The following is a 23149-nucleotide window of genomic DNA, read 5'->3' as shown; positions in this document are numbered from 1 at the left end:
GGGAGTGATGGCCGATAAGTGTAGGTGTGTGAGTCGATGGGTCAACGAGCATGCCCGACCCTGATAGTCAGCCATAAGCTTGTGCTTGAGCGGCGGGTCGTTATGCTAGGCCGCAAACCGGATAAGGAGCGAATTGTGAAAGCGTGGATCATGTTGTTGCTGGCCCTGTCTCTGCCTGTGGCAGCGATGGCCGAAGAAGCCAAAGAAGGTGAAGCTCCGAAGGTCAATTACATCACCCTGAGCCCGCCGTTCGTGGGTAACTACGGGTTGGACGGTACGCCGAAGCTCAAGGTCTACAAGGCTGATGTCGCCTTGCGCGTGACCGGTGATGACGCCACCAAAGCGGTGAAGGCCAACGAGCCGCTGATTCGCAATCAGCTGGTGGCGTTGTTTGCTCAGCAGACGACCGAGACGATGAGCAATGTTGAAGCCAAGGAGAAGCTGCGTCAGGAAGCGTTGAAGCAGACTCAGCAGGTAATGAACGACGAAACCGGGAAGCCGGTGGTTGAGGATTTGTTGTTCAACAACCTCATCATCCAGTAATGCTGGATCCTGTAGGAGCTGGCTTGCCAGCGATAGCGATCTCAAGGACGCCATCGCCGGCAAGCCGTGCTCCTACAAAAGCGCGCCAGCAAGCAGCGGCCAAAAAAAACTTCAGCGCAGCGTTATAATCGCCGCCCACTGCTCAGCCGTAACCGGCATCACCGACAATCTTGAGCCCTTCTGCACCAGCGGCATTTCCGCCAACGCCGTCTGCTGCTTCAAATAGTCCAGCTTCAACACCCTGGCAAACGTCTCGACATGCGCCACATCGATCGCGCTCCAGGCATTTTTGTCTGCTGTTGCCTTGGGGTCATAGTAATGACTCTCCGGCTCCAGCGCCGTCGGGTCGGGATACGCCGATTCGACTATTTTTCCAATCCCGGCAATTCCCGGCTCCGGGCAGCTGGAGTGATAGAAGAAAAACTCGTCACCCACCGCCATGGACCGTAAAAAGTTACGCGCCTGATAGTTGCGAACCCCGTCCCAGCGCGCTTTGCCAAGTTTTTCCAGGCCCTTGATCGAGAGTTCGTCGGGCTCGGATTTCATCAGCCAATAGGCCATGGTTTTTGCTCCTTGCGAGATCAGTGGAGAGGTTGTCAGGCTACTTTGTGACAAACCGACAGTCGGTTGGCGCCAACGTTTGCGTGTCAGATCACGTTGTCGCAAAATGCCGGCCTTCTTAGCTTGACGCTGCTGCACGGCCTACACCTACAACGGAACCGCTGCTGTCATCGTGTTGATGTGCCTTGGGGGGCAATCGATGAAACGCAAACCGGATTTACTATGGAGTTTGGTTATTTTGTTCGGCCTGGGCGTCGTAACCACCGGTTATGCCCAAAGCCTGTGGAACAACAAGACTGACGCGCCGATCGAAATCGCTCAGCAACAACAGCCGTCGGCCTTCAAACGCTAAACCTGTCTTTTGGACGCCGCTGATTGCAGTGGCGTCTAGTCTGCGAAATACCACGCCTTGTCTGTCACCGTTCCTTGCAGCGGCACATCCCAGCTCGCCTGAGCCAATCGTTCGACCTTCTGACATTCATGGGCCAGCCCCAACAGTGTTGGCTTGCGCCAGGTTTTGCGGCGCGCCAGATAGGCCAGACTTCGATCGTAGAAACCACCGCCCATTCCAAGCCGCCCGCCGACATCGTCAAATCCCACTAATGGCAACAGCACCAGATCCAGCGTCCAAACCTTGCGTTGTCGGGCAAGGTTGGCTCGAGGTTCGAGAATGCGAAAGCGGTTGGGTTGGAGTTTTTCTCTCGGGCGAATGCGCTGGAACACCATTTTGGTTCGTGGCCAGGCACTGAGCACCGGTAAATACGTCGCCTTGCCCCGGCGTTGAGCGGCACGCATCAGGACGCGCGGGTCGATTTCACCGTCGGTCGGCAGGTACAGGGAGATGTGTTTGGCGCGTCGAAACAACGGATGTTGGGCCAATTGCTTGTACAGCCCGCGAGCAGCCTGGCGTTGCTGGCTGGGGGTCAGTGCGCGGCGGGACTTGCGCAGCATGCGTCGAAGTTGCGGGCGGGGAAGCAGCGCAGGTTCGGTCATGGATTCAGGCTTCAACAGGACGAATACGTAAAGCGTACCCGTAAAAAAGCCGATGCCGGTAATTAAACCGGCATCGGACTGGAATCAGGCTCCCCGGATGAACCGCTGCTGACTTAGCCCTTGAACCCGAAAGTTCAAGGTGGAAGATGCAGTAGGCTTTAAGGCTTTCCGTCTAGCGGACATGCACACCAGCCCAACGTGCAGCCTCCAGGGTAGTGCGAATCGGCTCAGGGACGTGGTCAACTGGCAAGCACCCCAGGGAGTGATGCGAGTATAACCCAAGCGGTTCGACGAATCAGCCCTTGGTGACGTCCGGATCGGTGGCGAGCACCAAATCGACGCGGTCCAGCAGGTCGCGAACCTGTTCGCGAGTCGAGCCGCTGGCTTGTACGTCCGGCCTTTCTTCCTTGTGCAGCAGGTCGTGCGTGATGTTCAGCGCGGCCATTACTGCAATGCGGTCGGCGCCGATGACTTTGCCGCTGCTGCGGATTTCGCGCATCTTGCCGTCCAGGTAACGGGCGGCGCTCACCAGGTTGCTGCGTTCTTCCTGGGGGCAAATGATCGAATATTCTTTGTCGAGGATCTGCACGGTGACGCTATTGCTTGAACTCATGAGTCTTGCTCCAGGGCCTTGAGGCGCGAAATCATCGATTCGACCTTACGCCGGGCGATTTCGTTTTTTTCAATGAGGTGCGCGCGTTCCTCGCGCCAGGTCTTTTCCTGAGCTAGTAAGAGTCCGTTTTGGCTCTTAAGTTGCTCGACTCGACTAATTAGCAGTTCGAGTCTGGCCATCAGCGCTTGCAGGTCGGTGTCTTCCATAGTGTCCACATAGTGAGTCTGATGGGTGGGAACTGGCGGACAGCCTTTAATAGTCTTGGCGAGTCTGTCGATGTAGGATACAAGGCCTTCATTCTAGACATAGCGCCGTCTGGCGCCTAGCTGCCCATGACCATTCAGAATTCCCCGTACCAAGCCTTCGCCACCCTGCTGACCTCCAGCGGTCATCACGTCTCGCCTGCCGAACTGCATGGCCTGTTGCTCGGCCGCAGTTGCGCCGGTGCCGGCTTCGATGCCGAAGGCTGGCTGGTCGATGCCGCCGAGCTGCTCGAAAACGAGCCGCAGGACAACGTCCGCAACGCCTTGATCGGCTTGCAGGCGATGGTCAAAGGCGAGCTCACCGGCGACGACGTGACCGTCGTTCTGCTGCTACCGACCGATGATGCACCGCTGACTGACCGCGCCGTCGCACTGGGCCAATGGTGCCAGGGCTTCCTCAGCGGTTTCGGCTTGAACTGCCGGGACAGCAGCATGCTCAGCACCGAGGCCACCGAAGTGTTGCAGGACCTGGCGGCGATTTCTCAGGTGCAAGATGCCCTGGAAGAGTCCGAAGACGGCGAAAGCGATTACATGGAAGTCATGGAGTATCTGCGCGTCGCTCCGCTGCTGCTGTTCTCCGAAACCAAAAAAGCCGACGTGCCACCAGCCGCCAAACCGTCTTTGCATTAATCGCGTGCCAGGAAAAGCCATCTGCCCATGATTCATATCCCGAAATCGGAATACAGCCGTCGCCGCAAGGCCTTGATGGCGCAGATGGAGCCCAACAGCATCGCGATCCTGCCCGCCGCCGCGGTAGCCATTCGCAACCGCGACGTCGAGCACGTCTATCGTCAAGACAGCGATTTCCAGTACCTCAGCGGTTTTCCCGAGCCTCAGGCCGTTCTCGTGTTGATGCCGGGGCGCGTGCATGGCGAATACATCCTGTTCTGCCGTGAGCGCAACGCCGAGCGAGAGTTATGGGACGGTTTGCGTGCCGGCCAGGAAGGCGCGATTCGCGACTTCGGTGCCGACGACGCCTTTCCCATCACTGACATCGACGACATCCTGCCGGGCCTGATTGAAGGGCGCGACCGGGTGTATTCGGCCATGGGCAGTAATCCCGAATTCGATCGGCACCTGATGGACTGGATCAACGTGATCCGCTCTAAAGCGCATCTCGGCGCCCAGCCGCCAAATGAATTTGTTGCCCTGGATCATCTGCTTCACGACATGCGCCTGTATAAATCGGCAGCCGAAGTGAAGGTGATGCGCGAAGCCGCACGGATTTCCGCCCAGGCGCACATTCGCGCGATGCAAGCCAGCCGGGTCGGGCTGCACGAGTTCAGCCTCGAAGCCGAGCTCGATTACGAGTTCCGCAAGGGCGGGGCGAAGATGCCAGCCTACGGTTCAATCGTCGCCGCGGGGCGCAACAGCTGCATCTTGCATTACCAGCAGAATGACGCGGTGCTCAAGGACGGTGATCTGGTGCTGATCGACGCCGGATGCGAGATCGATTGCTACGCCAGCGACATCACCCGCACCTGGCCGGTCAACGGCAAGTATTCACCGGAACAGAAAGCGATCTACGAGTTGGTGCTGGCCTCGCAAGAAGCCGCCTTCGCCGAAATCGCCCCGAACAAACACTGGAATCAGGCCCACGAAGCCACGGTTAAAGTCATAACAGCCGGGCTGATGAAGTTGGGGTTGTTGCAGGGCGACGTCGATGAATTGATCGCCAGCGAAGCCTATAAAGCCTTTTACATGCACCGCGCCGGGCACTGGCTGGGGATGGATGTGCATGACGTCGGTGAATATAAGGTCGGCGGCGAATGGCGGGTGCTGGAAGTCGGCATGGCGCTGACGGTGGAGCCGGGGATCTACATTTCCCCGGACAACCAGAACGTGGCGAAGAAATGGCGCGGCATTGGCGTGCGTATCGAGGACGACGTGGTGGTGACCAAAACCGGTTGTGAAATATTGACCCACGGTGTGCCGAAAACGGTCGCCGACATCGAGGCCTTGATGGCGCAAGCGCGGACGCAAGCAGCATGAGCCGGGTCAATCTGGCAATCATCGGTGGCGGCCTGGTCGGCGCCAGTCTCGCGTTGGCGTTGCAAGCCGGGGCCAAGGCTCGCGGCTGGAAGATTGTCCTGATCGAGCCATTCGCTCCGGGCAATACCTATCAGCCGAGCTACGACGCTCGCTCCTCGGCCCTGTCCTACGGCGCCAAGCAGATTTATCAACGGTTGGGCGTATGGCAGGAAATCTCCCGCCGCGCCGAACCGATCAAGCAGATTCATGTGTCCGACCGCGGCCGTTTTTCCACCGCCCGGTTATCGGCGATGGAAGAGGGCGTTCCGGCGCTGGGTTATGTGGTGGAAAACGCCTGGCTTGGCCAATGCCTCTGGCAAGGGCTGGACAAGGACGTGGTCACCTGGCGTTGCCCGGCGGAAGTCACGCGTATGGAACCGCTGACTGATGGCTATCGCCTGACCCTCAATGACGAAACCACCCTTGAATGCGATCTTGCAGTGCTTGCTGATGGCGGCCGTTCAGGCCTGCGCGAGCAACTGGGTATTGGAATCAAGAAGCGCCCGTATAACCAGAGCGCGCTGATCGCCAACATCACCCCGAGCGAAGCGCACAACGGCATGGCTTTCGAGCGGTTCACTGACGATGGCCCGATGGCGTTGTTGCCGCTGCCGGAAAACCGCTGCGCGTTGGTCTGGACCCGTCTGGGCATGGACGCACAACGGCTGGCGGCGCTCGATGAAAAGAGCTTCCTCAGCGAGTTGCAGGGTGTGTTCGGTTATCGCCTCGGCACCCTCAAACAGGTCGGCGCGCGGCATCTTTACCCGCTGACGCTGATCGAAGCCGAAGAGCAGGTGCGTCCGCATCTGGCGATCCTCGGCAACGCGGCTCACAGCCTGCACCCGATTGCCGGCCAGGGCTTCAATCTGTCGCTGCGCGATGCTCAGGCCTTGGCCGATGCGCTGCTGGCGAGCGAGACCGGGCCGGGCGATTTTGCCACCTTGCAGGCTTACCGCGAGCGCCAACGTTTGGATCAGAACCTGACCGTGGGCTTCTCCGATCAGGTTACCCGTTTGTTCGGCAGCACCCAGCCGCTGGTGTCGCTGGGGCGCAACCTCGGTTTGCTCGGCCTTGATCTGTTGCCGCCGGCCAAGCGCTGGTTCGCCCGTCAGGCCATGGGGTTGGGTACGCGTCCCGATGCTTAAGTGGCTAACGAACACATTCGGCAAAGCGCGGTTGATGCGATGGTTCATGTCCTTTTACCCGCCGTACCTGGGCGCCGGGGTTCGGGTGCGGCACATCAGCGATGACTTTCGGGACGTCACGGTGTCCATGGGTCTGAGCTGGTACAACCGCAATTACGTGGGCACCCAGTTTGGCGGCAGCCTGTATTCGATGGTCGATCCGTTCTACATGCTGATGCTGATGGAAAACCTCGGGTGCCATTACATCGTCTGGGACAAAGCCGCCGACATCGATTTCATTTCGCCCGGCAAAGGCCCGGTGTTCGCCAAATTCCGCATCGACGAGACCTTGCTCGACGAGATCCGTCGGCAAACGGCCGATGGCGAAAAATACCTGCCGCAATTGCAGGTCGATATTCACGACGGCGCCGGCACCTTGGTGGCGCGGGTCGAAAAAACCCTTTACGTGCGGCTCAAGCCGCAAGCGAGACAGGCTTAAAGCATGGACATGCGCGCAGATCTGCTGATTGTCGGGGCCGGAATGGTCGGCAGCGCCTTGGCGCTGGCGTTGCAGGACAGCGGGCTGGAAGTCCTGTTGCTGGACGGCAGCCCCCTGAGCGTCAAACCCTTTGACGGCCAGGCGCCGTTCGAACCGCGGGTGAGCGCCTTGTCGGCGGCCAGCCAGCGGATTCTCGAACGCCTGGGCGTGTGGGACGGCATCGTCAAGCGACGCAGCAGTCCTTATACCGACATGCACGTCTGGGACGGCAGCGGCACCGGGCAAATCCATTTCTCGGCGGCCAGCGTACATGCAGATGTGCTTGGGCACATCGTCGAGAACCGGGTGGTTCAGGACGCCTTGCTCGACCGCCTGTACGACTGCGACCTCGGAATGCTGGCCAATGCGCGTCTGGAACAGATGCGCCGCTCGGGCGATGACTGGCTGCTGACCCTGGCCGACGGCCGTACGCTGCGTGCACCGTTGGTGATTGCGGCGGACGGCGCCAACTCGGCCGTTCGGCGCCTGACCGGCATGGCGACGCGCGAGTGGGACTATATGCACCACGCCATTGTCACCAGCGTGCGCAGCTCCAAACCGCATCAGATGACGGCCTGGCAGCGCTTTACCGACAACGGTCCGTTGGCGTTTTTGCCGCTGGAGCGTGATGGTCAGCAGGATTGGTGTTCGATCGTCTGGTCAACCACGCCGAGTGAAGCCGAACGCCTGATGGCGCTGGACGACGACGGCTTTTGCCTTGAGCTGGAACGCGCCTTTGAAGGTCGACTCGGCACGGTGCTTGGCGCCGACCCGCGTCTGTGTGTGCCGCTTCGTCAGCGTCACGCCAAGCGTTATGTGGCTGAAGGCCTGGCGCTGATCGGCGACGCGGCACACACCATTCATCCGCTGGCCGGGCAGGGTGTGAATCTTGGTTTTCTCGATGCCGCCGTTTTGGCTGAAGTGCTGCTGCAAGCAGCTGAGCGTGGCGAGCGATTGGCAGATGTCAAAGTGCTGAGCCGTTACGAACGCCGGCGCATGCCTCACAACCTCGCGCTGATGGCGGCGATGGAAGGGTTTGAGCGGTTGTTCCAGGCCGATCCGCTGCCGATGCGCTGGTTGCGTAATGCCGGGTTGAAGATGGTTGAGCAGATGCCTGAGGCCAAGGCGTTGTTTGTGCGTGAGGCGCTGGGGTTGACCGGGGATTTGCCGGCTTTGGCCAAGGCCTGACATTTTCGTTGCGGGTGATGGCCCTATCGCGAGCAGGCTCGCTCCCACAGGGGTTTTGTGAACACTGAAAATCCCCTGTGGGAGCGGGCTTGCCCGCGATGGGGCCGGAACATTCACTGCCAATCTTTGGCGGTGCAACATCTGGTAACTCCTCTGCAAACTGATCGATTGAGATGCTAAATGTGATTCCTTATCATTTGCCCTCACTTTTTCAATCGAGAGATCGCTCCCATGTTACCGAAGCGTCTACTGACCGCACTCGCCCTGACCCTGATTGGCAGCACTGTCGCCCAGGCCGCTGACGAGGTGGTGGTTTACTCCTCGCGTATCGACGAGCTGATCAAGCCGGTCTTCGACGCCTACACTGCCAAAACCGGGGTGAAGGTGAAGTTCATCACCGACAAGGAAGCGCCGCTGATGCAGCGCATCAAGGCCGAGGGCGAGAATGCCACCGCCGACCTGCTGTTGACGGTCGATGCCGGTAACCTCTGGCAGGCCGAGCAAATGGGCATCCTGCAGCCGTTCACTTCCAAAGTGATCGACGCCAACATTCCGCTGCAATACCGTGCTTCCTCTCACGCCTGGACCGGCCTGAGCCTGCGGGCGCGGACCATCGCTTATTCCACGGATCGAGTGAAACCGGGCGAGCTGACCACTTATGAAGCACTGGCCGACAAGAATTGGGAAGGGCGCCTGTGCCTGCGCACGGCGAAGAAGGTCTACAACCAGTCCCTGACGGCCACCATGATCGAAGTCCACGGCGCCGAAAAAACCGAGAAGATCCTCAAGGGCTGGGTGAGGAACCTGTCCACCGACGTGTTCTCGGATGACGTCGCTGTACTGGAAGCGATCAATGCGGGTCAATGCGATGTGGGCATCGTCAACACGTACTACTACGGACGTTTGCACAAGCAAAAGCCGGACCTGGGCGTGAAGCTGTTCTGGCCGAACCAGGCTGACCGCGGTGTGCACGTCAACCTGTCGGGTATTGGCCTGACCAAACACGCTCCTCACCCGGAAGCGGCCAAGGCGCTGGTGGAGTGGATGACCACCCCTGAAGCGCAGAAAATCTTCGCCGACGTGAATCAGGAATTCCCGGCCAACCCGGTGGTAGCGCCTTCTGAAGAAGTCGCGGCCTGGGGCAAGTTCGTTGCCGATACCCTACCGGTGGAAGTGGCCGGCCAGCGCCAGGCTGAAGCAATCCGCATGATGGATCGCGCTGGCTGGAACTGACACCACTGCTGATCGTTCCCACGCTCTGCGTGGGAATGCCTCCCCCCGACGCTCCGCGTCGAAGCGTCACAAGATGTGTGCCCACGCAGAGCGTGGGCACAATTATTTAACGAGAGTTTTCCTTGGCTTACCCTGCCCAACGCCGCTGGTATCCCCTGGTCTTCGCCATCGCAGCGCTGGTCCTGTTGCCCCTCAGTGTTTTACTGCTGTCATGGCAATCCATCGATCAACAGATCTGGTCGCACCTCTGGGACACCCAGATGCCGCGCCTTTTGGGCAATACGCTGACCCTGATACTCGGCGTCGGTGTTGGCGTCACCCTGTTGGGCGTCAGTCTTGCCTGGCTCACCAGCCTCTGTGAGTTTCCTGGTCGGCGCTGGCTGGACTGGGCGCTGATGCTGCCGTTTGCGATTCCAGCCTACGTGCTGGCGTTTGTGTTCGTTGGTCTGCTGGATTTCGCCGGCCCCGTGCAAACCCTGATGCGCGAATGGTTTGGCAGCGGCCTGAGGCTGCCGCGCGTACGCTCCACCGGCGGTGTCATCCTCGTGCTGGTGCTGGTTTTCTATCCCTACGTGTATCTTCTGGCCCGCACCGCGTTCCTCGCTCAGGGCAAAGGCCTGATGGAAGCGGCCCGGGTACTAGGTCAATCTCCGTGGCAAGCGTTCTGGCGAGTGGCCTTGCCAATGGCTCGCCCGGCCATTGGCGCGGGGGTAGCGTTGGCGTTGATGGAAACCCTGGCCGATTTCGGTGCGGTGTCGGTGTTCAACTTCGACACGTTCACCACCGCCATCTACAAAACCTGGTACGGATTTTTCAGCCTTTCCACAGCAGCACAACTGGCCAGCCTGTTGCTGTTGGTGGTGATGGTGGTGCTGTACGGCGAGCGTCGTGCTCGCGGGGCCAACCGCGCGAGCAACGAGCGGCCGCGGGTCAAGGCGCTGTATCACCTGCGTGGGGTCAAGGCACTGGCGGCGATGAGCTGGTGCGGCCTGGTGTTCGCCTGTGCGTTCGTCATTCCGGTGCTGCAACTGGGGGTGTGGTTCTGGCAGCGTGGGCGTTTCGACCTGGATGAGCGTTACTCCGGGCTGATCCTTCATACCTTGTACCTGGGCGGCATGGCGGCATTGATCACGGTCAGCGTTGCTTTGGTGCTGGCCTTTGCCCGACGCCTGGCACCCACCCGAGCGATCCGCTCCGGCATTGGCCTGGCGAATCTCGGCTACGCTTTACCGGGATCGGTGTTGGCGGTCTCGATCATGTTGGCGTTCAGTTACCTGGATCGCGAGCTGGTCATCCCGTTGTCCGGCTGGCTTGGTGGCGCCGGCAAACCCTTGCTGCTGGGCAGTCTGTCGGCGTTGTTGCTGGCCTATCTGGTGCGGTTTATCGCGGTGGCTTATGGGCCACTGGAAAGCAGCCTGGCGCGTATACGGCCATCTTTGCCCGAAGCAGCACGTAGCCTTGGCGTCAGTGGGCCACGGCTTTTTTTCAAGGTGTATCTGCCATTGTTGTTGCCGGGTACGTTGAGCGCGGCGTTGCTGGTGTTTGTCGATGTGCTCAAGGAAATGCCCGCGACCCTGCTGATGCGCCCGTTTGGCTGGGACACGCTGGCTGTTCGGATCTTTGAAATGACCAGTGAAGGTGAGTGGGCCAGGGCGTCTTTGCCAGCGCTGACCCTGGTGTTGGTCGGGCTGTTGCCGGTTATCGGATTGATTCGACGATCGGCATATCGAAACAGCTAGGTGCCAGTCCTACACCTTGCGGCTACAATGCGCGGCATTCGGTGCGGTCCGTCTGATAGACCCGGTGGCTGAAATCGGCTGGAAGCCTTCTATTGCAAGGTTTTCACCCCGTGCAGCACCTGTCCGCACCTTCGCCACGCCCGGAAGGAGAAACCCATGGGACAGCGTACGCCTCTGTATGACCTTCATCTCGCCCTCGGCGCGAAGATGGTCGATTTTGGCGGTTGGGATATGCCTCTGCATTACGGCTCGCAGGTCGAGGAGCACCATCAGGTGCGCCGTGATTGCGGGGTTTTCGATGTATCCCACATGACCGTGATCGATATCAGCGGCCCTCAGGCCAAAGCCTGGCTCCAGCACTTGCTGGCCAATGACGTCGAACGCCTGCACGGCCCCGGCCGTGCCTTGTACAGCACCATGCTCAATGAGCGCGGCGGCATCGTCGACGACATGATCGTCTATCGCCTCGACGACGGTTATCGTTTGGTGGTCAACGCCTCGACCCGCAATCAAGACCTCGCCTGGATGCAGGCTCACGTTGATGGTTTCGATGTGCAGCTCAACGAGCGTGCAGAGTTGGCGATGTTGGCCATTCAAGGCCCTCAGGCCCGACAAAAAGTCTGCGAACTGGTGTCCCAGGCCCGCAGCAACCTGATCCAGCTACTCAAGCCGTTCGAAGGCCAGCCAGAAGGTGACTGGTTTATCGCACGTACGGGTTACACCGGCGAAGACGGTCTGGAAATCGTCATGCCGGCCAATCAGGCCCCAGGTTTTTTCAACGATCTGGTCGGCGCGGGTATTTCTCCCATCGGCCTGGGCGCACGGGATACCTTGCGGGTCGAAGCCGGCATGAACCTGTACGGCCAGGATATTCATCAAGATGTATCGCCGCTGGCCTCTAATATGGCCTGGAGCATTGCCTGGGAACCGGCCACTCGCCAGTTCATCGGGCGTACAGCCCTGGAAGCCGAACGGGCCGGTGGCGTGCAGCACAAACTGGTGGGGCTGGTGCTTGAGGAGCGTGGGGTTTTGCGCGCTCATCAAGTAGTCCGCATCGCCAATGTTGGCGAAGGGGAGATCACCAGTGGTAGTTTCTCTCCTACGCTAAGCAAGTCGATAGCACTGGCGCGCGTGCCGATGGCAACTGCCGACCGCGCAGAAGTGGAAATCCGTGGCAAGTGGTACCCGGTCCGAGTGGTCAAGCCGACCTTCGTGCGCCACGGTAAAACCTTGATCTAACCTTTTCTGGCGGACTAAAACCGCTGACATTTTTCTTGAGGACACAGAACATGAGCGATATTCCTGCCGACCTGCGTTTTGCCGAAAGTCACGAATGGGCCCGCCTGGAAGCCGACGGCACCGTCACCGTGGGCATTAGCGATCACGCGCAGGAAGCGCTGGGTGATGTGGTGTTCGTGGAGCTGACTGAAGTTGGCAATGTGTTTGCTGCCGAAGATCAAGCCGGTGTGGTGGAGTCGGTTAAAGCCGCCTCCGATATCTACTCTCCGGTTGCCGGTGAAGTGATTGCGGTGAACGAAGAGTTGAGCGCTAACCCGGAACTGCTCAACACCGACCCTTACGGCGCGTGGATCTTCAAGCTCAAGCCAAGCAACACGGCTGACCTGGAAAAGCTGCTCGACGCCGCCGGTTACAAGGCTGCCATCGGCGAGTAATCCTCGCTCCTGGGAAATCCATGTGGGAGCGAGCCTGCTCGCGAAGTGGGAGTGTCAGTTGGCCTAACTGTTTGCTGACACACCGCTATCGCGAGCAGGCTCGCTCCCACAGGTTTTAGGGCTTCAGAACAGCCTTGACCGCCGCGACCGAACGCTCGACATCCGCTTTGCTCATGGCCGTGAACATCGGCAACGAGACAATCAGGCGGCCGACCCGCTCGGCGACCGGGAACATGCCTTCCTTGAAACCGCGCTCGCGGTAAAGGCTCAGCAGGTGAATCGGCGGGTAGTGATAGCCGATACCGACGCCCAATGCCTGCATCTGCTCCATGAACGTCGCCCGTGCCGGCAGGCCATCCCCGCGCTCCGGCAATACCAGCTGGAACAAATGCCAGTTGCTGTTCTCGAAATCCGCCGGGGGCAGTTGAGCCCCGTACTGCGCCTCGAAATCCTCACCAAAACACGCGAAATAGTGCCGGGCCAATTCACGGCGATGAGCAGTGATCGCTTCGATGTGAGCAAACTGCCCGAGGCCAATGGCCGCTGCGACATCAGTCATGTTGAACTTGCCGCCCAGCACATCGACATCCAGACCATCGAAACCGCTGCGGGTCACACCCTGCAAACGGTACTTCTGCGCCAGTCGAACTTCCTCATCGTTGTTCAACACCAGGCAGCCGCCCTCTGACGAGGTGACGTTTTTGTTGGCCTGGAAACTGAAAGACACGAAATCGCCGGTCGAGCCGATACGCTGGCCGTTCCAGTTGGAGCCCAGCGCCTGGGCCGCATCTTCCAGCACCCGCAGGTTGTACTTCTTCGCCAGTGCGTACAGATGCGTCATGTCCACCGGCAGCCCGGCGAGGAACACCGGCAGGATGGCTTTGGTGCGCGGGGTGATGGCGGCTTCCAGCTGTGCCAGGTCGATGTTGCGGGTGATCGGGTCGATGTCGGCAAACACCGGCGTGGCGCCGACTTCCAGAATGACGTTGGCCGTGGCCACCCAGGAAATCGGCGTGGTAATCACTTCATCGCCCTGCCCGATCCCGGCAACGCGCAAGGCGATTTCCATGGTGCAGGTGCCGGAATTGAAGGTGAGTACGGGGCGCCCGCCAAAATACGCCGAGAGTTGTTGCTCGAAGGCCTGAACCTTCGGGCCGCTGGTAATCCAGCCCGAGCGCAACACGTCGCCGACGGCGGCAATCGTCGCTTCATCGATGGTGGGTTTGGAGAACGGCAGGAAAGGTAGTTGGCTCATAAATACAGGCACCTGATCAGCGGACATTAGGCAGATGCCGAGCATGATGTCCGCAATGGTCGTCGCCGCCAAGCCATCCGCTCGGATATCGACTGCTATGCTGGTTTGACCGTGTTGCATCGACGCTGAGCGCCAGACAAGAGAGAGCCCGTCATGTCCCAGTTGCCGTCCTTGAGTCAGTTACGCGATCCCAATGCCTTCCTGCGCCGCCATCTCGGGCCTGATGCCGCCGAGCAGCAGGCGATGCTCGACAGCCTCGGCCTCGGCAGCCGGGTTGAACTGATCGAGCAGACGGTGCCGCCGGGAATCCGCCTGAACCGGGCGCTCGATCTGCCGCCCGCCCTCGATGAACAAGCCGCGCTGGCCAAACTGCGCGGCTATGCCGAGCAAAACCAGGTCTGGACCAGCCTTATCGGCATGGGCTACCACGGCACCCTCACGCCGACCGTCATTGTGCGCAACGTACTGGAAAACCCCGGTTGGTACACGGCGTACACGCCTTATCAGCCAGAGATTGCTCAAGGGCGGCTCGAAGCGCTGCTCAACTTCCAGCAACTGACCATCGACCTCACCGGCCTGGAACTGGCCAACGCCTCACTGCTGGATGAAGCCACGGCAGCGGCGGAAGCCATGGCGCTGGCCAAGCGTGTCGCCAAGTCAAAAAGCAATCTGTTCTTCATCGATGAGCATTGTCATCCGCAGACTATTTCCGTGGTGCAGACCCGGGCCGAAGGGTTCGGTTTCGAGCTGATCATCGACTCAGTGGATAACTTGAAACAGCACCAAGTGTTCGGTGCCCTGCTGCAATACCCCGACACCCACGGTGAGATTTGCAATCTGCGGCCGTTGATCGATCACCTGCACGCACAGCAAGCCCTGGCGTGTGTCGCCACTGACCTGTTGAGCCTGTTGTTGTTGACGCCGCCGGGGGAGTTGGGCGCCGACGTGGTCTTTGGCTCATCCCAGCGTTTCGGCGTGCCCATGGGCTACGGCGGACCGCACGCGGCGTTTTTTGCCAGCCGCGATGAGTACAAACGGGCAATTCCGGGGCGGATCATCGGCGTGTCAAAAGATGCTCGCGGCAATGTTGCCTTGCGCATGGCCCTGCAAACCCGCGAGCAACACATTCGACGGGAGAAGGCCAACTCGAACATTTGCACCGCTCAGGTGTTGCTGGCCAACATCGCCAGTTTCTACGCGGTCTACCACGGACCTGAAGGGCTCAAGCGCATTGCCCAGCGTGTGCATCGCTTGACTTGCATCCTCGCCGCCGGCCTAGAGCGGCATGGCGTCAGCCGCCTCAACAAGCATTTTTTCGACACCCTGACCCTGGACGTCGGCGGCACCCAGACCGCGATCATCGAAAGCGCTCAAGCAGCGCAGATCAATTTGCGGATTTTGGGACGTGGGCAGTTGGGGTTGAGTCTCGATGAAACCTCTGACGAAACCACCGTCGCCAAGTTGTTCGATGTGTTCCTCGGTGCCGATCATGGCCTGAATGTCGACGAGATGGACGCCGAAACGCTGGAGTCCGGCATTCCTGACGGCCTGCTGCGCACCTCACCTTATCTGCGTCACCCGGTGTTCAATGCGCACCACAGTGAAACGGAGATGCTGCGCTACCTCAAGCAACTGGAGAACAAGGACCTTGCCCTCAACCAATCGATGATCCCGCTGGGCTCCTGCACCATGAAGCTCAATGCCACCAGCGAGATGATCCCCATCACCTGGCCGCAGTTCGCCAACCTGCACCCGTTCGTGCCGAAGGATCAGGCCGTGGGTTATTCGCTGATGATCGAAGAACTGGAACGCTGGCTCTGCGCGATCACCGGTTTCGATGCGATTTGCATGCAACCCAACTCCGGCGCCCAAGGCGAATACGCAGGGTTGCTGGCGATCCGCAAATATCACGAAAGCCGTCATCAAGGGGCGCGGGACATTTGCCTGATTCCGTCCTCGGCCCACGGCACCAACCCGGCCTCGGCACAGATGGCCGGGATGCGCGTGGTCATTGTCGAGTGCGACGACGCAGGCAACGTTGATCTGGATGACCTCAAGCAAAAAGCCTCGGAAGCGGGGGACAAACTCGCCTGTCTGATGGCGACGTATCCGTCGACCCACGGTGTCTACGAGGAAGGCATCAGCGAGATCTGTGAAGTTATCCACAGCCACGGTGGTCAGGTGTACATGGATGGCGCCAACCTCAACGCCCAGGTCGGACTGGCACGTCCGGCGGACATTGGCGCCGACGTGTCGCACATGAACCTGCACAAAACGTTTTGCATCCCGCATGGCGGCGGCGGGCCGGGCATGGGACCGATTGGTGTGCGGGCGCACCTCGCGCCGTTCGTGGCCAATCACCCGGTGGTGCCCATCGACGGGCCGTTGCCGCAGAACGGCGCAGTGAGCGCGGCGCCCTGGGGCAGCGCAAGCATTCTGCCGATCAGCTGGATGTACATCGCGATGATGGGGCCGCAACTGGCGGACGCCAGCGAAGTGGCGATCCTTGCCGCGAATTACCTGGTGCAGCATTTATCCGGGGCATTCCCGGTGCTCTACACCGGGCGCAATGAGCGGGTGGCTCACGAATGCATCCTGGACCTGCGGCCACTGAAGGCGCTGACCGGCATCAGTGAAGAAGACGTTGCCAAGCGCCTGATGGATTACGGTTTCCATGCGCCCACCATGTCGTTTCCAGTGCCGGGGACCTTGATGGTCGAGCCGACCGAAAGTGAATCGAAGGCAGAGCTGGACCGGTTTATCGGAGCGATGCTGAGCATCCGTGCGGAAATCAGCGAGGTGGAAAACGGTAACTGGCCGGCCGAGGACAACCCGCTGAAGCGTTCGCCACACACCTTGGCGGACGTTACCGGGGTATGGGAGCGGTCGTACAGCATCGAGCAGGCGGTGACGCCGGATGCGCATACCAAGCTGCACAAATATTGGCCGGTGGTGAACCGGGTCGATAACGTCTATGGCGACCGGAATCTTTTCTGCGCGTGTGTTCCGGTGGATGACTACCGCTGAATTCCGCCGCACACCTAACCCCTGTGGAAGCACGGCTTGCCGGCGATGGCGATCTTAAGGACGCCATCGCCGGCAAGCCGTGCTCCTACAGGGGATTTGTGTTCAGAATTAAAAATGCCGCTCAGGTGAGCGGCATTTTGGTATCTGCGAGCTTACTGCGAAGCGACGGCATTCTTCGCCAGAATCGCATTTGCCAGTTCCATGTCCGTGGCCTGTAAGCCCGGGTTGTCGGCGCGGACTTTCTGCATCGCCGCTTCCAGGTAAGGCCCGCGAATGCCGCCATCACTGGCAACAAAGCTGCTGGCATCGTCCTGCGCGGCGACGACCATTTTTCGGTCCCTGGACGTCAGGTAGGTCGAGCCGGTGGTTGCACCTGAGGTGAGGACATTTTGCCAAAAGCTATCAGCCATCGCGCAACCGACGGGAAGAGACAGCAGCGCGATGGTGGCGACAGCAAGTTTGAAACGCATGATGGGTGACTCCACTGGGTTGACTGCGGCCTTGGATAGCCAACCCCCAATCGAGTTCCACGGCGAGTGCGTTTACTTTTGCTCGCTCTGCGGCGTCACTCGCAGCACCTCTTCAATCGTGGTCAAACCTGCCGCCACTTTCTGTGCCCCGGATAGCCGCAAGCTGCGCATGCCTTCCTTGAACGCCTGGCGCCGGATCGCCAGCAAGTCGGTGTCCGGATTGATCAGCGCTTTGACGCCGTCACTCAGCTGCATGATTTCGTAAACTCCGGCGCGGCCGTGATAGCCGGTGTCGCGACATTCCAGGCAGCCGATGGCACGTTGGGCATTGGTGGGCAGGGGGGCTTGCCAGGGTTTGGTCAGGGTTTGCCAATCCTCTTCACCCAGTGTCAGCGGTGCCTTGCAATGGGGGCACAAGGTGCGCACCAGGCGCTGGGCCATGACGCCGAGCACGGTGGCTTTGATCAGGTAGTGCGGCACGCCGAGCTCCAGCAGGCGACTGATCGCGCTCGGCGCGTCGTTGGTGTGCAACGTCGAGAGCACCAAATGGCCGGTGAGCGCAGCCTGAATCGCCATTTCGGCGGTTTCGAGGTCGCGTATCTCGCCGATCATGATGATGTCCGGGTCTTGTCGCATAAGCGCGCGTACGCCGGCGGCGAAGGTCAGGTCGATGTTGTGCTGAACCTGCATCTGGTTAAACGCGGGCTCGACCATTTCAATCGGGTCTTCGATGGTGCAGAGGTTGACCTCTGGCGTCGCCAGCTTCTTGAGCGTGGTGTACAGCGTGGTGGTTTTACCCGAACCGGTCGGCCCGGTGACCAGAATGATGCCGTTGGGCTGACGGGTCATGTCCTGCCAGCGGCGCAGGTCTTCGGCGCAGAACCCCAGCTGGTCGAAATCCTTTAGCAGGACTTCCGGATCGAAGATCCGCATGACCATTTTTTCGCCGAATGCCGTCGGTAATGTCGACAGCCGCAACTCGACTTCACCGCCTTGCGGCGTCTTGGTTTTCACCCGGCCGTCCTGGGGTTTGCGCTTTTCCGCAACGTTCATCCGCCCCAGGCTCTTCAGGCGACTGACGATGGCCATGGTCACCTGTGGCGGGAATTGATAGACGTTGTGCAACACGCCGTCGATGCGAAAGCGCACCGTGCCTTGCTCGCGTCGGGGTTCGATGTGGATATCGCTGGCGCGCTGCTGGAAGGCGTACTGAAACAGCCAGTCAACGATGTTGACGATGTGCGCGTCATTGGCGTCCGGCTCCTGATCGCTGGCGCCGAGGTTGAGCAGTTGTTCGAAGTTGCCCAGGGTGCTGGTCTGCTGATCGGTGCTGGTCGCGCCGCTGACCGATTTGGCCAATCGGAAAAACTCGACGCTAAAACGCTGGATGTCGACAGGGTTGGCCACCACCCGTTTGATCGGCAGCTTCAACACGTGGGTCAGGTCGGCTTCCCAGCCTTTGACGTATGGCTGGGCGCTGGCCACGGTCACTGCGTCGCGGTCAATGGACACCGCGAGTATCTTGTGGCGCTGGGCAAAGGCGTAGGACATCAGCGGCGTAATGGCCGCCACGTTGATCTTCAGCGGATCGATGCGCAAGTAAGGCTGGCCGGCCTGTTGCGACAGCCACAGGGTCAGGCCTTCCAGGTCCAGGTATTTGCCGGGACGGTTAAGATCGTCGAGGTGTTGGCTGGCAATGAATTCCAGCGGGTGCAGTTGGCCATTGGCGGCGTGTCGGCGCCGAGCATTGAGCGCGTGCTCGGCCGAGTCATGGCTGATAAAGCCTTGGGCGACCAGTTCGCGCAGCAAATCATTGAGATCCAGCCAGCGGTCCTGAATGGCAAATTGAACGGACATGCGGGCTCCTCATGAACACAGTCCGCAAAGGATAGTCGCGGACTTGTCGACCGCTGGGCCACTACCGGACAAAGCCGTGTCGAGGTTTTTCAGCCCGCTGCCTGGACCGGCTCATCCCACGCCGCATCAGCCGCTTGCAGCTCGACCGAGCAGACGCTGATCAAGTTACGAAGTTTTTCTGCAATCACTTGGGCGCGGTGCCAGCTGAGACCGTCCATGACAATGTCGATCGACAGCAAGTCATCCTGCCGCTGCACGTTGACCAGTTGTGGCGTCAGACACTGCAAGGCGAACAGATTGAGCGCCCGGCACAGCAGGTCCGGTTCCGCTTCGGCGAGCAATTGATAGTGAACGCGGCAGTGCGCATTGCTGACGTTCCAGACGTCGGCGCGGGTGGGAAGGGTATGGACAGCGTCTAAATGCGGCATGGTCGGTCTCCAAAATCACTGGAGGAATTTTTACATTCGGTGTCGGGCATTTCTTATCTATGATTGAGCGCATTGGCGATTTGTCGAATCGTTTAATTCAAAAAGATAAGGGTTTAAGGTTTTTCTATGCAAAGCGAGCTGGATGGCTACGACCGCAAGATTCTCGCGCTGCTGCAAGAGGACGCTTCGCTCTCCAGCGCGCAGATCGCCGAACAGGTGGGGCTCTCGCAATCGCCGTGCTGGCGGCGGATTCAGCGGATGAAGGAAGAGGGGATCATTCGCGCGCAGGTGACGCTGCTTGATCGCAAGAAGATCGGGCTGAACACGCAGATTTTTGCCGAGATCAAACTCAACGCGCACGGGCGTTCGAACTTCACTGAGTTCACCGAGGCGATTCGCGGGTTTCCCGAAGTGCTGGAGTGTTATGTGCTGATGGGGTCGGTGGATTTCTTGCTGCGGATTGTCACGGCGGACATCGAGGCGTATGAGCGGTTTTTCTTTGAAAAACTGTCGATGGTGCCGGGGATACAGGAAGTGAACTCGATTGTGGCGTTGTCGGAGATCAAGTCCACCACGAGTTTGCCGGTCTGAAGATTCGTGGTGAATGTGCTGGCCCCTTCGCGGGCAAGCCCGCTCCTACATTTGGAATGCATTCCACTGTGGGAGCGAGCCTGCTCGCGAAGGCGGTATTACATACGCAGCAGCATTTTCCAGGCACGATTCTGATAAACCGCAATCGCCTGCTGCTTGCGCGCATCCAGCGATTCATCGGTGATCGGCTCGTTGGCCAGTTGCGCCAGCTGTTTCAGTTCACCGTACAAGCGATCCATTTCCGGGATGTCCAGCACGTGACGGGCATGGTGCAGCCACGTCTGGATACGCTCGATCCGCGGCAGTTGCTCGGCCAGGTCTTCCGGCTGTTGCTGATAACGCTGCAATTGCAGGGAGGTTGCTTCTTCACCCAGCAGGCGTGGTAACCAGCTACCGAGTTGCGCCGCGCCCTGGCGATTGCCACGGACGTTGCGATCGGCCGCCCAAGTGCGGGCCAGCAACCAACGCGAAGTGTTCAGCGAGAACAGGCCCCAGCGCGGGTCTTCCAGTTCTTCGAGGAACTGCTCCGGCGCGGCTTTGCGCACGTCTTCGTCGTCGATACCGGCCTGAACCAGCGGACGCCAGTCTTCCAGCAACGCGTCCAGCGCAAGGCGCAGGTCGTGCGTCGACTGGCGTGGCGCGGCTTGGCCCAGGCTGCTGAGCAGTGCGCGCAATTCAGCGAGGTTTTCGACCCAGTCCTGCAACAGGCGCCAGTGGCCGTTGAAGCGATATTGCTCGGCCAGACGCTGGCTGCTGCCCAGCAAATGCCAGCTCAGCGCGGCGAAGGCGTCGTCCAGCGGCGTTTCGGCGGTGATTTGCGGCGCCGGCAGGCTCAGCGAATAGCTGTTGGCGTCGTACAAACGATAACCGCGCTCGGCCTTGCTGATGTCACACGGCATCAGGGCGAGGGTCGCGGCCAGTTCGGCGGCCAGTTCCAGCAGGGCAGCCGGCTCGCCTTCGCGCAATTCCAGTTCCAGTTCGCATATTTCTTCTTTCTGCTTACCGACGATCACGTGGCCCAGGTCCAGCGCGGCTTCGATGACTACTTTGGTCTTGCCACGGCCCCAGGCGATTTCAGCGCGTTCGCGAACGAAGTCGGTGGTGAAAATTGGCTTGAGGGTTTTCTTGTCAAGCGTGGCCAGCTCTTCGGGCCAGCATTCGCCGTCGAGTTTCTTCACGTCGAGCTTGGCTTTGGGCAGGTTCCAGTCGTATTCGTTACGCTCGGACAGGCCGGCGACGCTCTGGCCACGGGTCTTGAGGGTCTGAATCACTTCTTCGCCATCGCGGCGCAGGCGCAGGGCAACCTTGGCACGGGCCAGGTCGCGCTCAGGCGTGTCGAAGTACTGATTCATCAACTCACGGCGTTCCCAGCCACTTTTGTTGCGTTTTTTCAGGAGCGGATGCTCGCGCAGGGCGGCGAGGGTTTCGCGGCTGACGCGGAGCTTGATTTCGGTTTCTTTCTGCATGGCCGGAAAATCCAGGATCGGGAGCGCAGCCGGGGGAATGTGTGGCTGCCAAGGTCGTGCAGTGTACAGGACTCGCAAGTCCTACGCGCCGCGACGGTTTATTCCTGTCGCCGGATGGTTCTATGATGGACTTCAATTCGGGAGTTGGAGTCAGCGATGCCTTTGCCGTCCATGAAAGATCAGTTCGCTGCGCTGATCGCGGTGCCGTCGGTCAGCTGCACCCAGCCCAGTCTCGATCAGTCCAATCGCCCCGTTATCGATTTGCTGGCAACGTGGCTGGGGGATCTGGGTTTTGCCTGTGATATCCAGCAAGTCAGCCCCGGTAAGTTCAACCTGCTGGCCAGTTATGGTTCCGGCCCTGGTGGCTTGGTGCTCGCCGGTCACAGCGACACGGTGCCGTTCGACGGCGCGTTGTGGCAGACCGATCCGCTGAAACTCACCGAAGTTGATGGCCGTTGGGTTGGCCTGGGCAGTTGCGACATGAAAGGCTTTTTCGCCCTGGCCATCGAAGCGGTGATCCCGCTGCTCGATCAGCCGTTCAAGCAGCCGCTGCTGATCCTTGCCACCTGCGATGAAGAAAGCTCCATGTCCGGTGCTCGCGCCCTGGCCAAAGCCGGGCGTCCCTTGGGCCGCGCGGCGGTCATTGGCGAGCCGACCGGGCTGAAGCCGATCCGCATGCACAAAGGCATCATGATGGAGCGCATCGACATTCTCGGTCAGAGCGGCCACTCCTCGGACCCAAGACTGGGCCATAGCGCCCTTGAGGCCATGCACGATGCCATCGGCGAATTACGCGGCCTGCGCCTGTTGTGGCAGCGCGAATTTCACAACCCGCAGTTTGGCGTGCCGACGCCGACCATGAACTTTGGCTGCATCCATGGTGGCGATAACCCCAACCGTATTTGCGGCCAGTGCTCACTGGAGTTTGACCTGCGGCCATTGCCGGGTATGGACCCCAAAGCCTTGCGTGCGGAGATTCTGCAGCGACTCAAACCGGTTGCCGAACGGCATCAGGTGAAAATCGATTACGCGCCGCTGTTCCCCGAGGTGCCGCCTTTCGAGCAGGCCGAAGACGCGGAATTGGTACGGGTTGTGGAAAAGCTTACCGGCCATCGCGCCGAAGCAGTGGCGTTCGGCACAGAAGCGCCTTATCTTCAGCAACTTGGCTGCGAGACGCTGGTGCTTGGCCCGGGTGATATTGCCTGCGCCCACCAACCGGGGGAATACCTGGAAATGTCACGTTTGCAGCCTACGGTGCATCTATTACGTCAGCTGATCGAACATTACTGCCTGGCACCGGCCGTCACACAATCCTTGTAGGAGCCGAGCTTGCTCGCGAAAGCGGTGTGTCAGACAACATTGATATTGACTGACAGGGCCTCTTCGCGAGCAAGCTCGCTCCTACAGGGTTTTGTGTTTTGGCGGATTAACCGTATAAATTGCCGATGTTCAAACCCGTATCCATGAGGAGAGCGCGCGTGTCGCCAAGCCTGTTCCGACGATAACCATCAGCCCGCTGTGCGTTTTCAGTTTCGCCCATTTTTTGGCTGCTATTT

23 protein-coding genes and 1 other RNA gene are annotated in these 23149 nt (G+C 59.9%); 14 read left to right on the top strand and 10 right to left on the bottom strand.

Annotation, left to right across the window (positions count from 1 at the left end; translation table 11 throughout):
- Window positions 1-135: 135 nt before the first annotated feature.
- A complete protein-coding gene (locus AC3ISI_RS27905; protein WP_123434831.1) occupies window positions 136-543 on the top strand; it encodes a flagellar basal body-associated protein FliL in 408 nt (135 codons plus the stop codon).
- 111 nt (window positions 544-654) lie between these two features.
- Here the strand turns inward: AC3ISI_RS27905 and AC3ISI_RS27900 are convergent, their stop codons facing one another.
- Window positions 655-1104 (bottom strand): EVE domain-containing protein, encoded by a 450-nt coding sequence (locus tag AC3ISI_RS27900; protein ID WP_489334695.1) that lies wholly within the window; start codon window positions 1102-1104, stop codon window positions 655-657.
- 199 nt (window positions 1105-1303) lie between these two features.
- Here AC3ISI_RS27900 and AC3ISI_RS27895 point away from each other — a divergent pair, with 199 nt between their 5' ends.
- A complete protein-coding gene (locus AC3ISI_RS27895; RefSeq protein ID WP_489334694.1) occupies window positions 1304-1456 on the top strand; it encodes a hypothetical protein in 153 nt (50 codons plus the stop codon).
- Window positions 1457-1491: 35 nt separating this feature from the next.
- Here the strand turns inward: AC3ISI_RS27895 and AC3ISI_RS27890 are convergent, their stop codons facing one another.
- The 4 genes from AC3ISI_RS27890 to AC3ISI_RS27875 all read right to left on the bottom strand — a co-directional run bounded on the left by AC3ISI_RS27890 (window position 1492) and on the right by AC3ISI_RS27875 (window position 2916).
- Window positions 1492-2097, bottom strand: a complete 606-nt coding sequence (locus AC3ISI_RS27890) for a 5-formyltetrahydrofolate cyclo-ligase (protein WP_489334693.1) — start codon at window positions 2095-2097, stop codon at window positions 1492-1494.
- Window positions 2098-2183: 86 nt separating this feature from the next.
- Window positions 2184-2362: non-coding RNA, 6S RNA (ssrS, locus tag AC3ISI_RS27885), on the bottom strand.
- Between the two features lie 30 nt (window positions 2363-2392).
- Window positions 2393-2710 (bottom strand): cell division protein ZapA, encoded by a 318-nt coding sequence (locus AC3ISI_RS27880; RefSeq protein ID WP_007942435.1) that lies wholly within the window; start codon window positions 2708-2710, stop codon window positions 2393-2395.
- Window positions 2707-2916 (bottom strand): TIGR02449 family protein, encoded by a 210-nt coding sequence (locus AC3ISI_RS27875; protein WP_007942437.1) that lies wholly within the window; start codon window positions 2914-2916, stop codon window positions 2707-2709. Before AC3ISI_RS27875 ends, AC3ISI_RS27880 begins: the two co-directional genes overlap by 4 nt.
- Window positions 2917-3042: 126 nt before the next feature.
- Between AC3ISI_RS27875 and AC3ISI_RS27870 the strand changes: the two genes are divergently transcribed.
- From AC3ISI_RS27870 to gcvH, 9 genes are all read left to right on the top strand, one after another.
- Window positions 3043-3603: a YecA/YgfB family protein gene (locus AC3ISI_RS27870; RefSeq protein WP_489334692.1), complete on the top strand. Its 561-nt coding sequence runs from the start codon at window positions 3043-3045 to the stop codon at window positions 3601-3603.
- A gap of 27 nt (window positions 3604-3630) precedes the next feature.
- The gene (gene pepP, locus AC3ISI_RS27865) at window positions 3631-4965 is read left to right on the top strand and encodes a Xaa-Pro aminopeptidase (RefSeq protein ID WP_489334691.1); all 1335 of its coding nucleotides are present in this window, start codon (window positions 3631-3633) and stop codon (window positions 4963-4965) included.
- On the top strand, window positions 4962-6149 hold the full coding sequence (ubiH, locus tag AC3ISI_RS27860; RefSeq protein ID WP_489334690.1) for a 2-octaprenyl-6-methoxyphenyl hydroxylase: 1188 nt from the start codon (window positions 4962-4964) through the stop codon (window positions 6147-6149). Before pepP ends, ubiH begins: the two co-directional genes overlap by 4 nt.
- A complete protein-coding gene (locus tag AC3ISI_RS27855; protein ID WP_489334689.1) occupies window positions 6142-6627 on the top strand; it encodes a DUF4442 domain-containing protein in 486 nt (161 codons plus the stop codon). The genes ubiH and AC3ISI_RS27855 overlap by 8 nt, the downstream gene beginning before the upstream one ends.
- 9 nt (window positions 6628-6636) lie before the next feature.
- Complete coding sequence (locus AC3ISI_RS27850; RefSeq protein WP_489337799.1) at window positions 6637-7854, top strand: 2-octaprenyl-3-methyl-6-methoxy-1,4-benzoquinol hydroxylase; 1218 nt, start codon at window positions 6637-6639, stop codon at window positions 7852-7854.
- 231 nt (window positions 7855-8085) lie between these two features.
- Window positions 8086-9087: an extracellular solute-binding protein gene (locus AC3ISI_RS27845; RefSeq protein WP_489334688.1), complete on the top strand. Its 1002-nt coding sequence runs from the start codon at window positions 8086-8088 to the stop codon at window positions 9085-9087.
- 122 nt (window positions 9088-9209) lie between these two features.
- Window positions 9210-10826 carry an ABC transporter permease gene (locus AC3ISI_RS27840; protein WP_489334687.1) on the top strand — a complete coding sequence of 539 codons (1617 nt, stop codon included), beginning with the start codon at window positions 9210-9212 and terminating at the stop codon, window positions 10824-10826.
- A 156-nt stretch (window positions 10827-10982) separates the two neighbouring features.
- Window positions 10983-12065: a glycine cleavage system aminomethyltransferase GcvT gene (gene gcvT, locus AC3ISI_RS27835; protein ID WP_489334686.1), complete on the top strand. Its 1083-nt coding sequence runs from the start codon at window positions 10983-10985 to the stop codon at window positions 12063-12065.
- A 50-nt stretch (window positions 12066-12115) separates the two neighbouring features.
- The gene (gene gcvH / locus AC3ISI_RS27830) at window positions 12116-12499 is read left to right on the top strand and encodes a glycine cleavage system protein GcvH (protein WP_452628583.1); all 384 of its coding nucleotides are present in this window, start codon (window positions 12116-12118) and stop codon (window positions 12497-12499) included.
- Window positions 12500-12614: 115 nt separating this feature from the next.
- On the opposite strand, the gene AC3ISI_RS27825 is transcribed toward gcvH, so the two are convergent.
- A complete protein-coding gene (locus tag AC3ISI_RS27825) occupies window positions 12615-13754 on the bottom strand; it encodes a DegT/DnrJ/EryC1/StrS family aminotransferase (protein WP_489334685.1) in 1140 nt (379 codons plus the stop codon).
- Between the two features lie 153 nt (window positions 13755-13907).
- Here AC3ISI_RS27825 and gcvP point away from each other — a divergent pair, with 153 nt between their 5' ends.
- Window positions 13908-16781, top strand: coding sequence for an aminomethyl-transferring glycine dehydrogenase (gene gcvP, locus AC3ISI_RS27820; protein ID WP_489334684.1), 2874 nt, complete (start codon window positions 13908-13910; stop codon window positions 16779-16781).
- Between the two features lie 152 nt (window positions 16782-16933).
- On the opposite strand, the gene AC3ISI_RS27815 is transcribed toward gcvP, so the two are convergent.
- The 3 genes from AC3ISI_RS27815 to AC3ISI_RS27805 form a co-directional block, all read right to left on the bottom strand.
- Window positions 16934-17251 carry a DUF2388 domain-containing protein gene (locus AC3ISI_RS27815; RefSeq protein ID WP_489334683.1) on the bottom strand — a complete coding sequence of 106 codons (318 nt, stop codon included), beginning with the start codon at window positions 17249-17251 and terminating at the stop codon, window positions 16934-16936.
- Between the two features lie 72 nt (window positions 17252-17323).
- On the bottom strand, window positions 17324-19108 hold the full coding sequence (gene tfpB, locus AC3ISI_RS27810; RefSeq protein WP_489334682.1) for a type IV pilus assembly ATPase TfpB: 1785 nt from the start codon (window positions 19106-19108) through the stop codon (window positions 17324-17326).
- An 89-nt stretch (window positions 19109-19197) separates the two neighbouring features.
- Window positions 19198-19536: a hypothetical protein gene (locus AC3ISI_RS27805; protein ID WP_489334681.1), complete on the bottom strand. Its 339-nt coding sequence runs from the start codon at window positions 19534-19536 to the stop codon at window positions 19198-19200.
- 126 nt (window positions 19537-19662) lie between these two features.
- Here AC3ISI_RS27805 and AC3ISI_RS27800 point away from each other — a divergent pair, with 126 nt between their 5' ends.
- On the top strand, window positions 19663-20127 hold the full coding sequence (locus tag AC3ISI_RS27800) for an Lrp/AsnC family transcriptional regulator (protein WP_007942454.1): 465 nt from the start codon (window positions 19663-19665) through the stop codon (window positions 20125-20127).
- A 98-nt stretch (window positions 20128-20225) separates the two neighbouring features.
- Here AC3ISI_RS27800 and AC3ISI_RS27795 read toward each other — a convergent pair whose 3' ends face one another.
- Window positions 20226-21593 (bottom strand): CYTH domain-containing protein, encoded by a 1368-nt coding sequence (locus tag AC3ISI_RS27795; RefSeq protein WP_489334680.1) that lies wholly within the window; start codon window positions 21591-21593, stop codon window positions 20226-20228.
- A 156-nt stretch (window positions 21594-21749) separates the two neighbouring features.
- Between AC3ISI_RS27795 and argE the strand changes: the two genes are divergently transcribed.
- A complete protein-coding gene (argE, locus tag AC3ISI_RS27790) occupies window positions 21750-22913 on the top strand; it encodes an acetylornithine deacetylase (protein ID WP_489334679.1) in 1164 nt (387 codons plus the stop codon).
- Window positions 22914-23149: the final 236 nt, after the last annotated feature.

This window comes from Pseudomonas sp. GL_139_B (assembly GCF_057834475.1).
This window is presented reverse-complemented; position numbering and strand designations above follow the sequence as displayed.

Coding starts and splice junctions, on each gene's coding strand:
- AC3ISI_RS27900 (WP_489334695.1), bottom strand. CDS start 1,104: ATGGCCTATTGGCTGATGAAATCCGAGCCCGACGAACTCTCGATCAAG.
- AC3ISI_RS27895 (WP_489334694.1), top strand. CDS start 1,304: ATGAAACGCAAACCGGATTTACTATGGAGTTTGGTTATTTTGTTCGGC.
- AC3ISI_RS27890 (WP_489334693.1), bottom strand. CDS start 2,097: ATGACCGAACCTGCGCTGCTTCCCCGCCCGCAACTTCGACGCATGCTG.
- AC3ISI_RS27880 (WP_007942435.1), bottom strand. CDS start 2,710: ATGAGTTCAAGCAATAGCGTCACCGTGCAGATCCTCGACAAAGAATAT.
- AC3ISI_RS27875 (WP_007942437.1), bottom strand. CDS start 2,916: ATGGAAGACACCGACCTGCAAGCGCTGATGGCCAGACTCGAACTGCTA.
- AC3ISI_RS27870 (WP_489334692.1), top strand. CDS start 3,043: ATGACCATTCAGAATTCCCCGTACCAAGCCTTCGCCACCCTGCTGACC.
- pepP (WP_489334691.1), top strand. CDS start 3,631: ATGATTCATATCCCGAAATCGGAATACAGCCGTCGCCGCAAGGCCTTG.
- ubiH (WP_489334690.1), top strand. CDS start 4,962: ATGAGCCGGGTCAATCTGGCAATCATCGGTGGCGGCCTGGTCGGCGCC.
- AC3ISI_RS27855 (WP_489334689.1), top strand. CDS start 6,142: ATGCTTAAGTGGCTAACGAACACATTCGGCAAAGCGCGGTTGATGCGA.
- AC3ISI_RS27850 (WP_489337799.1), top strand. CDS start 6,637: ATGCGCGCAGATCTGCTGATTGTCGGGGCCGGAATGGTCGGCAGCGCC.
- AC3ISI_RS27845 (WP_489334688.1), top strand. CDS start 8,086: ATGTTACCGAAGCGTCTACTGACCGCACTCGCCCTGACCCTGATTGGC.
- gcvT (WP_489334686.1), top strand. CDS start 10,983: ATGGGACAGCGTACGCCTCTGTATGACCTTCATCTCGCCCTCGGCGCG.
- gcvH (WP_452628583.1), top strand. CDS start 12,116: ATGAGCGATATTCCTGCCGACCTGCGTTTTGCCGAAAGTCACGAATGG.
- AC3ISI_RS27825 (WP_489334685.1), bottom strand. CDS start 13,754: ATGAGCCAACTACCTTTCCTGCCGTTCTCCAAACCCACCATCGATGAA.
- gcvP (WP_489334684.1), top strand. CDS start 13,908: ATGTCCCAGTTGCCGTCCTTGAGTCAGTTACGCGATCCCAATGCCTTC.
- AC3ISI_RS27815 (WP_489334683.1), bottom strand. CDS start 17,251: ATGCGTTTCAAACTTGCTGTCGCCACCATCGCGCTGCTGTCTCTTCCC.
- tfpB (WP_489334682.1), bottom strand. CDS start 19,108: ATGTCCGTTCAATTTGCCATTCAGGACCGCTGGCTGGATCTCAATGAT.
- AC3ISI_RS27805 (WP_489334681.1), bottom strand. CDS start 19,536: ATGCCGCATTTAGACGCTGTCCATACCCTTCCCACCCGCGCCGACGTC.
- AC3ISI_RS27800 (WP_007942454.1), top strand. CDS start 19,663: ATGCAAAGCGAGCTGGATGGCTACGACCGCAAGATTCTCGCGCTGCTG.
- AC3ISI_RS27795 (WP_489334680.1), bottom strand. CDS start 21,593: ATGCAGAAAGAAACCGAAATCAAGCTCCGCGTCAGCCGCGAAACCCTC.
- argE (WP_489334679.1), top strand. CDS start 21,750: ATGCCTTTGCCGTCCATGAAAGATCAGTTCGCTGCGCTGATCGCGGTG.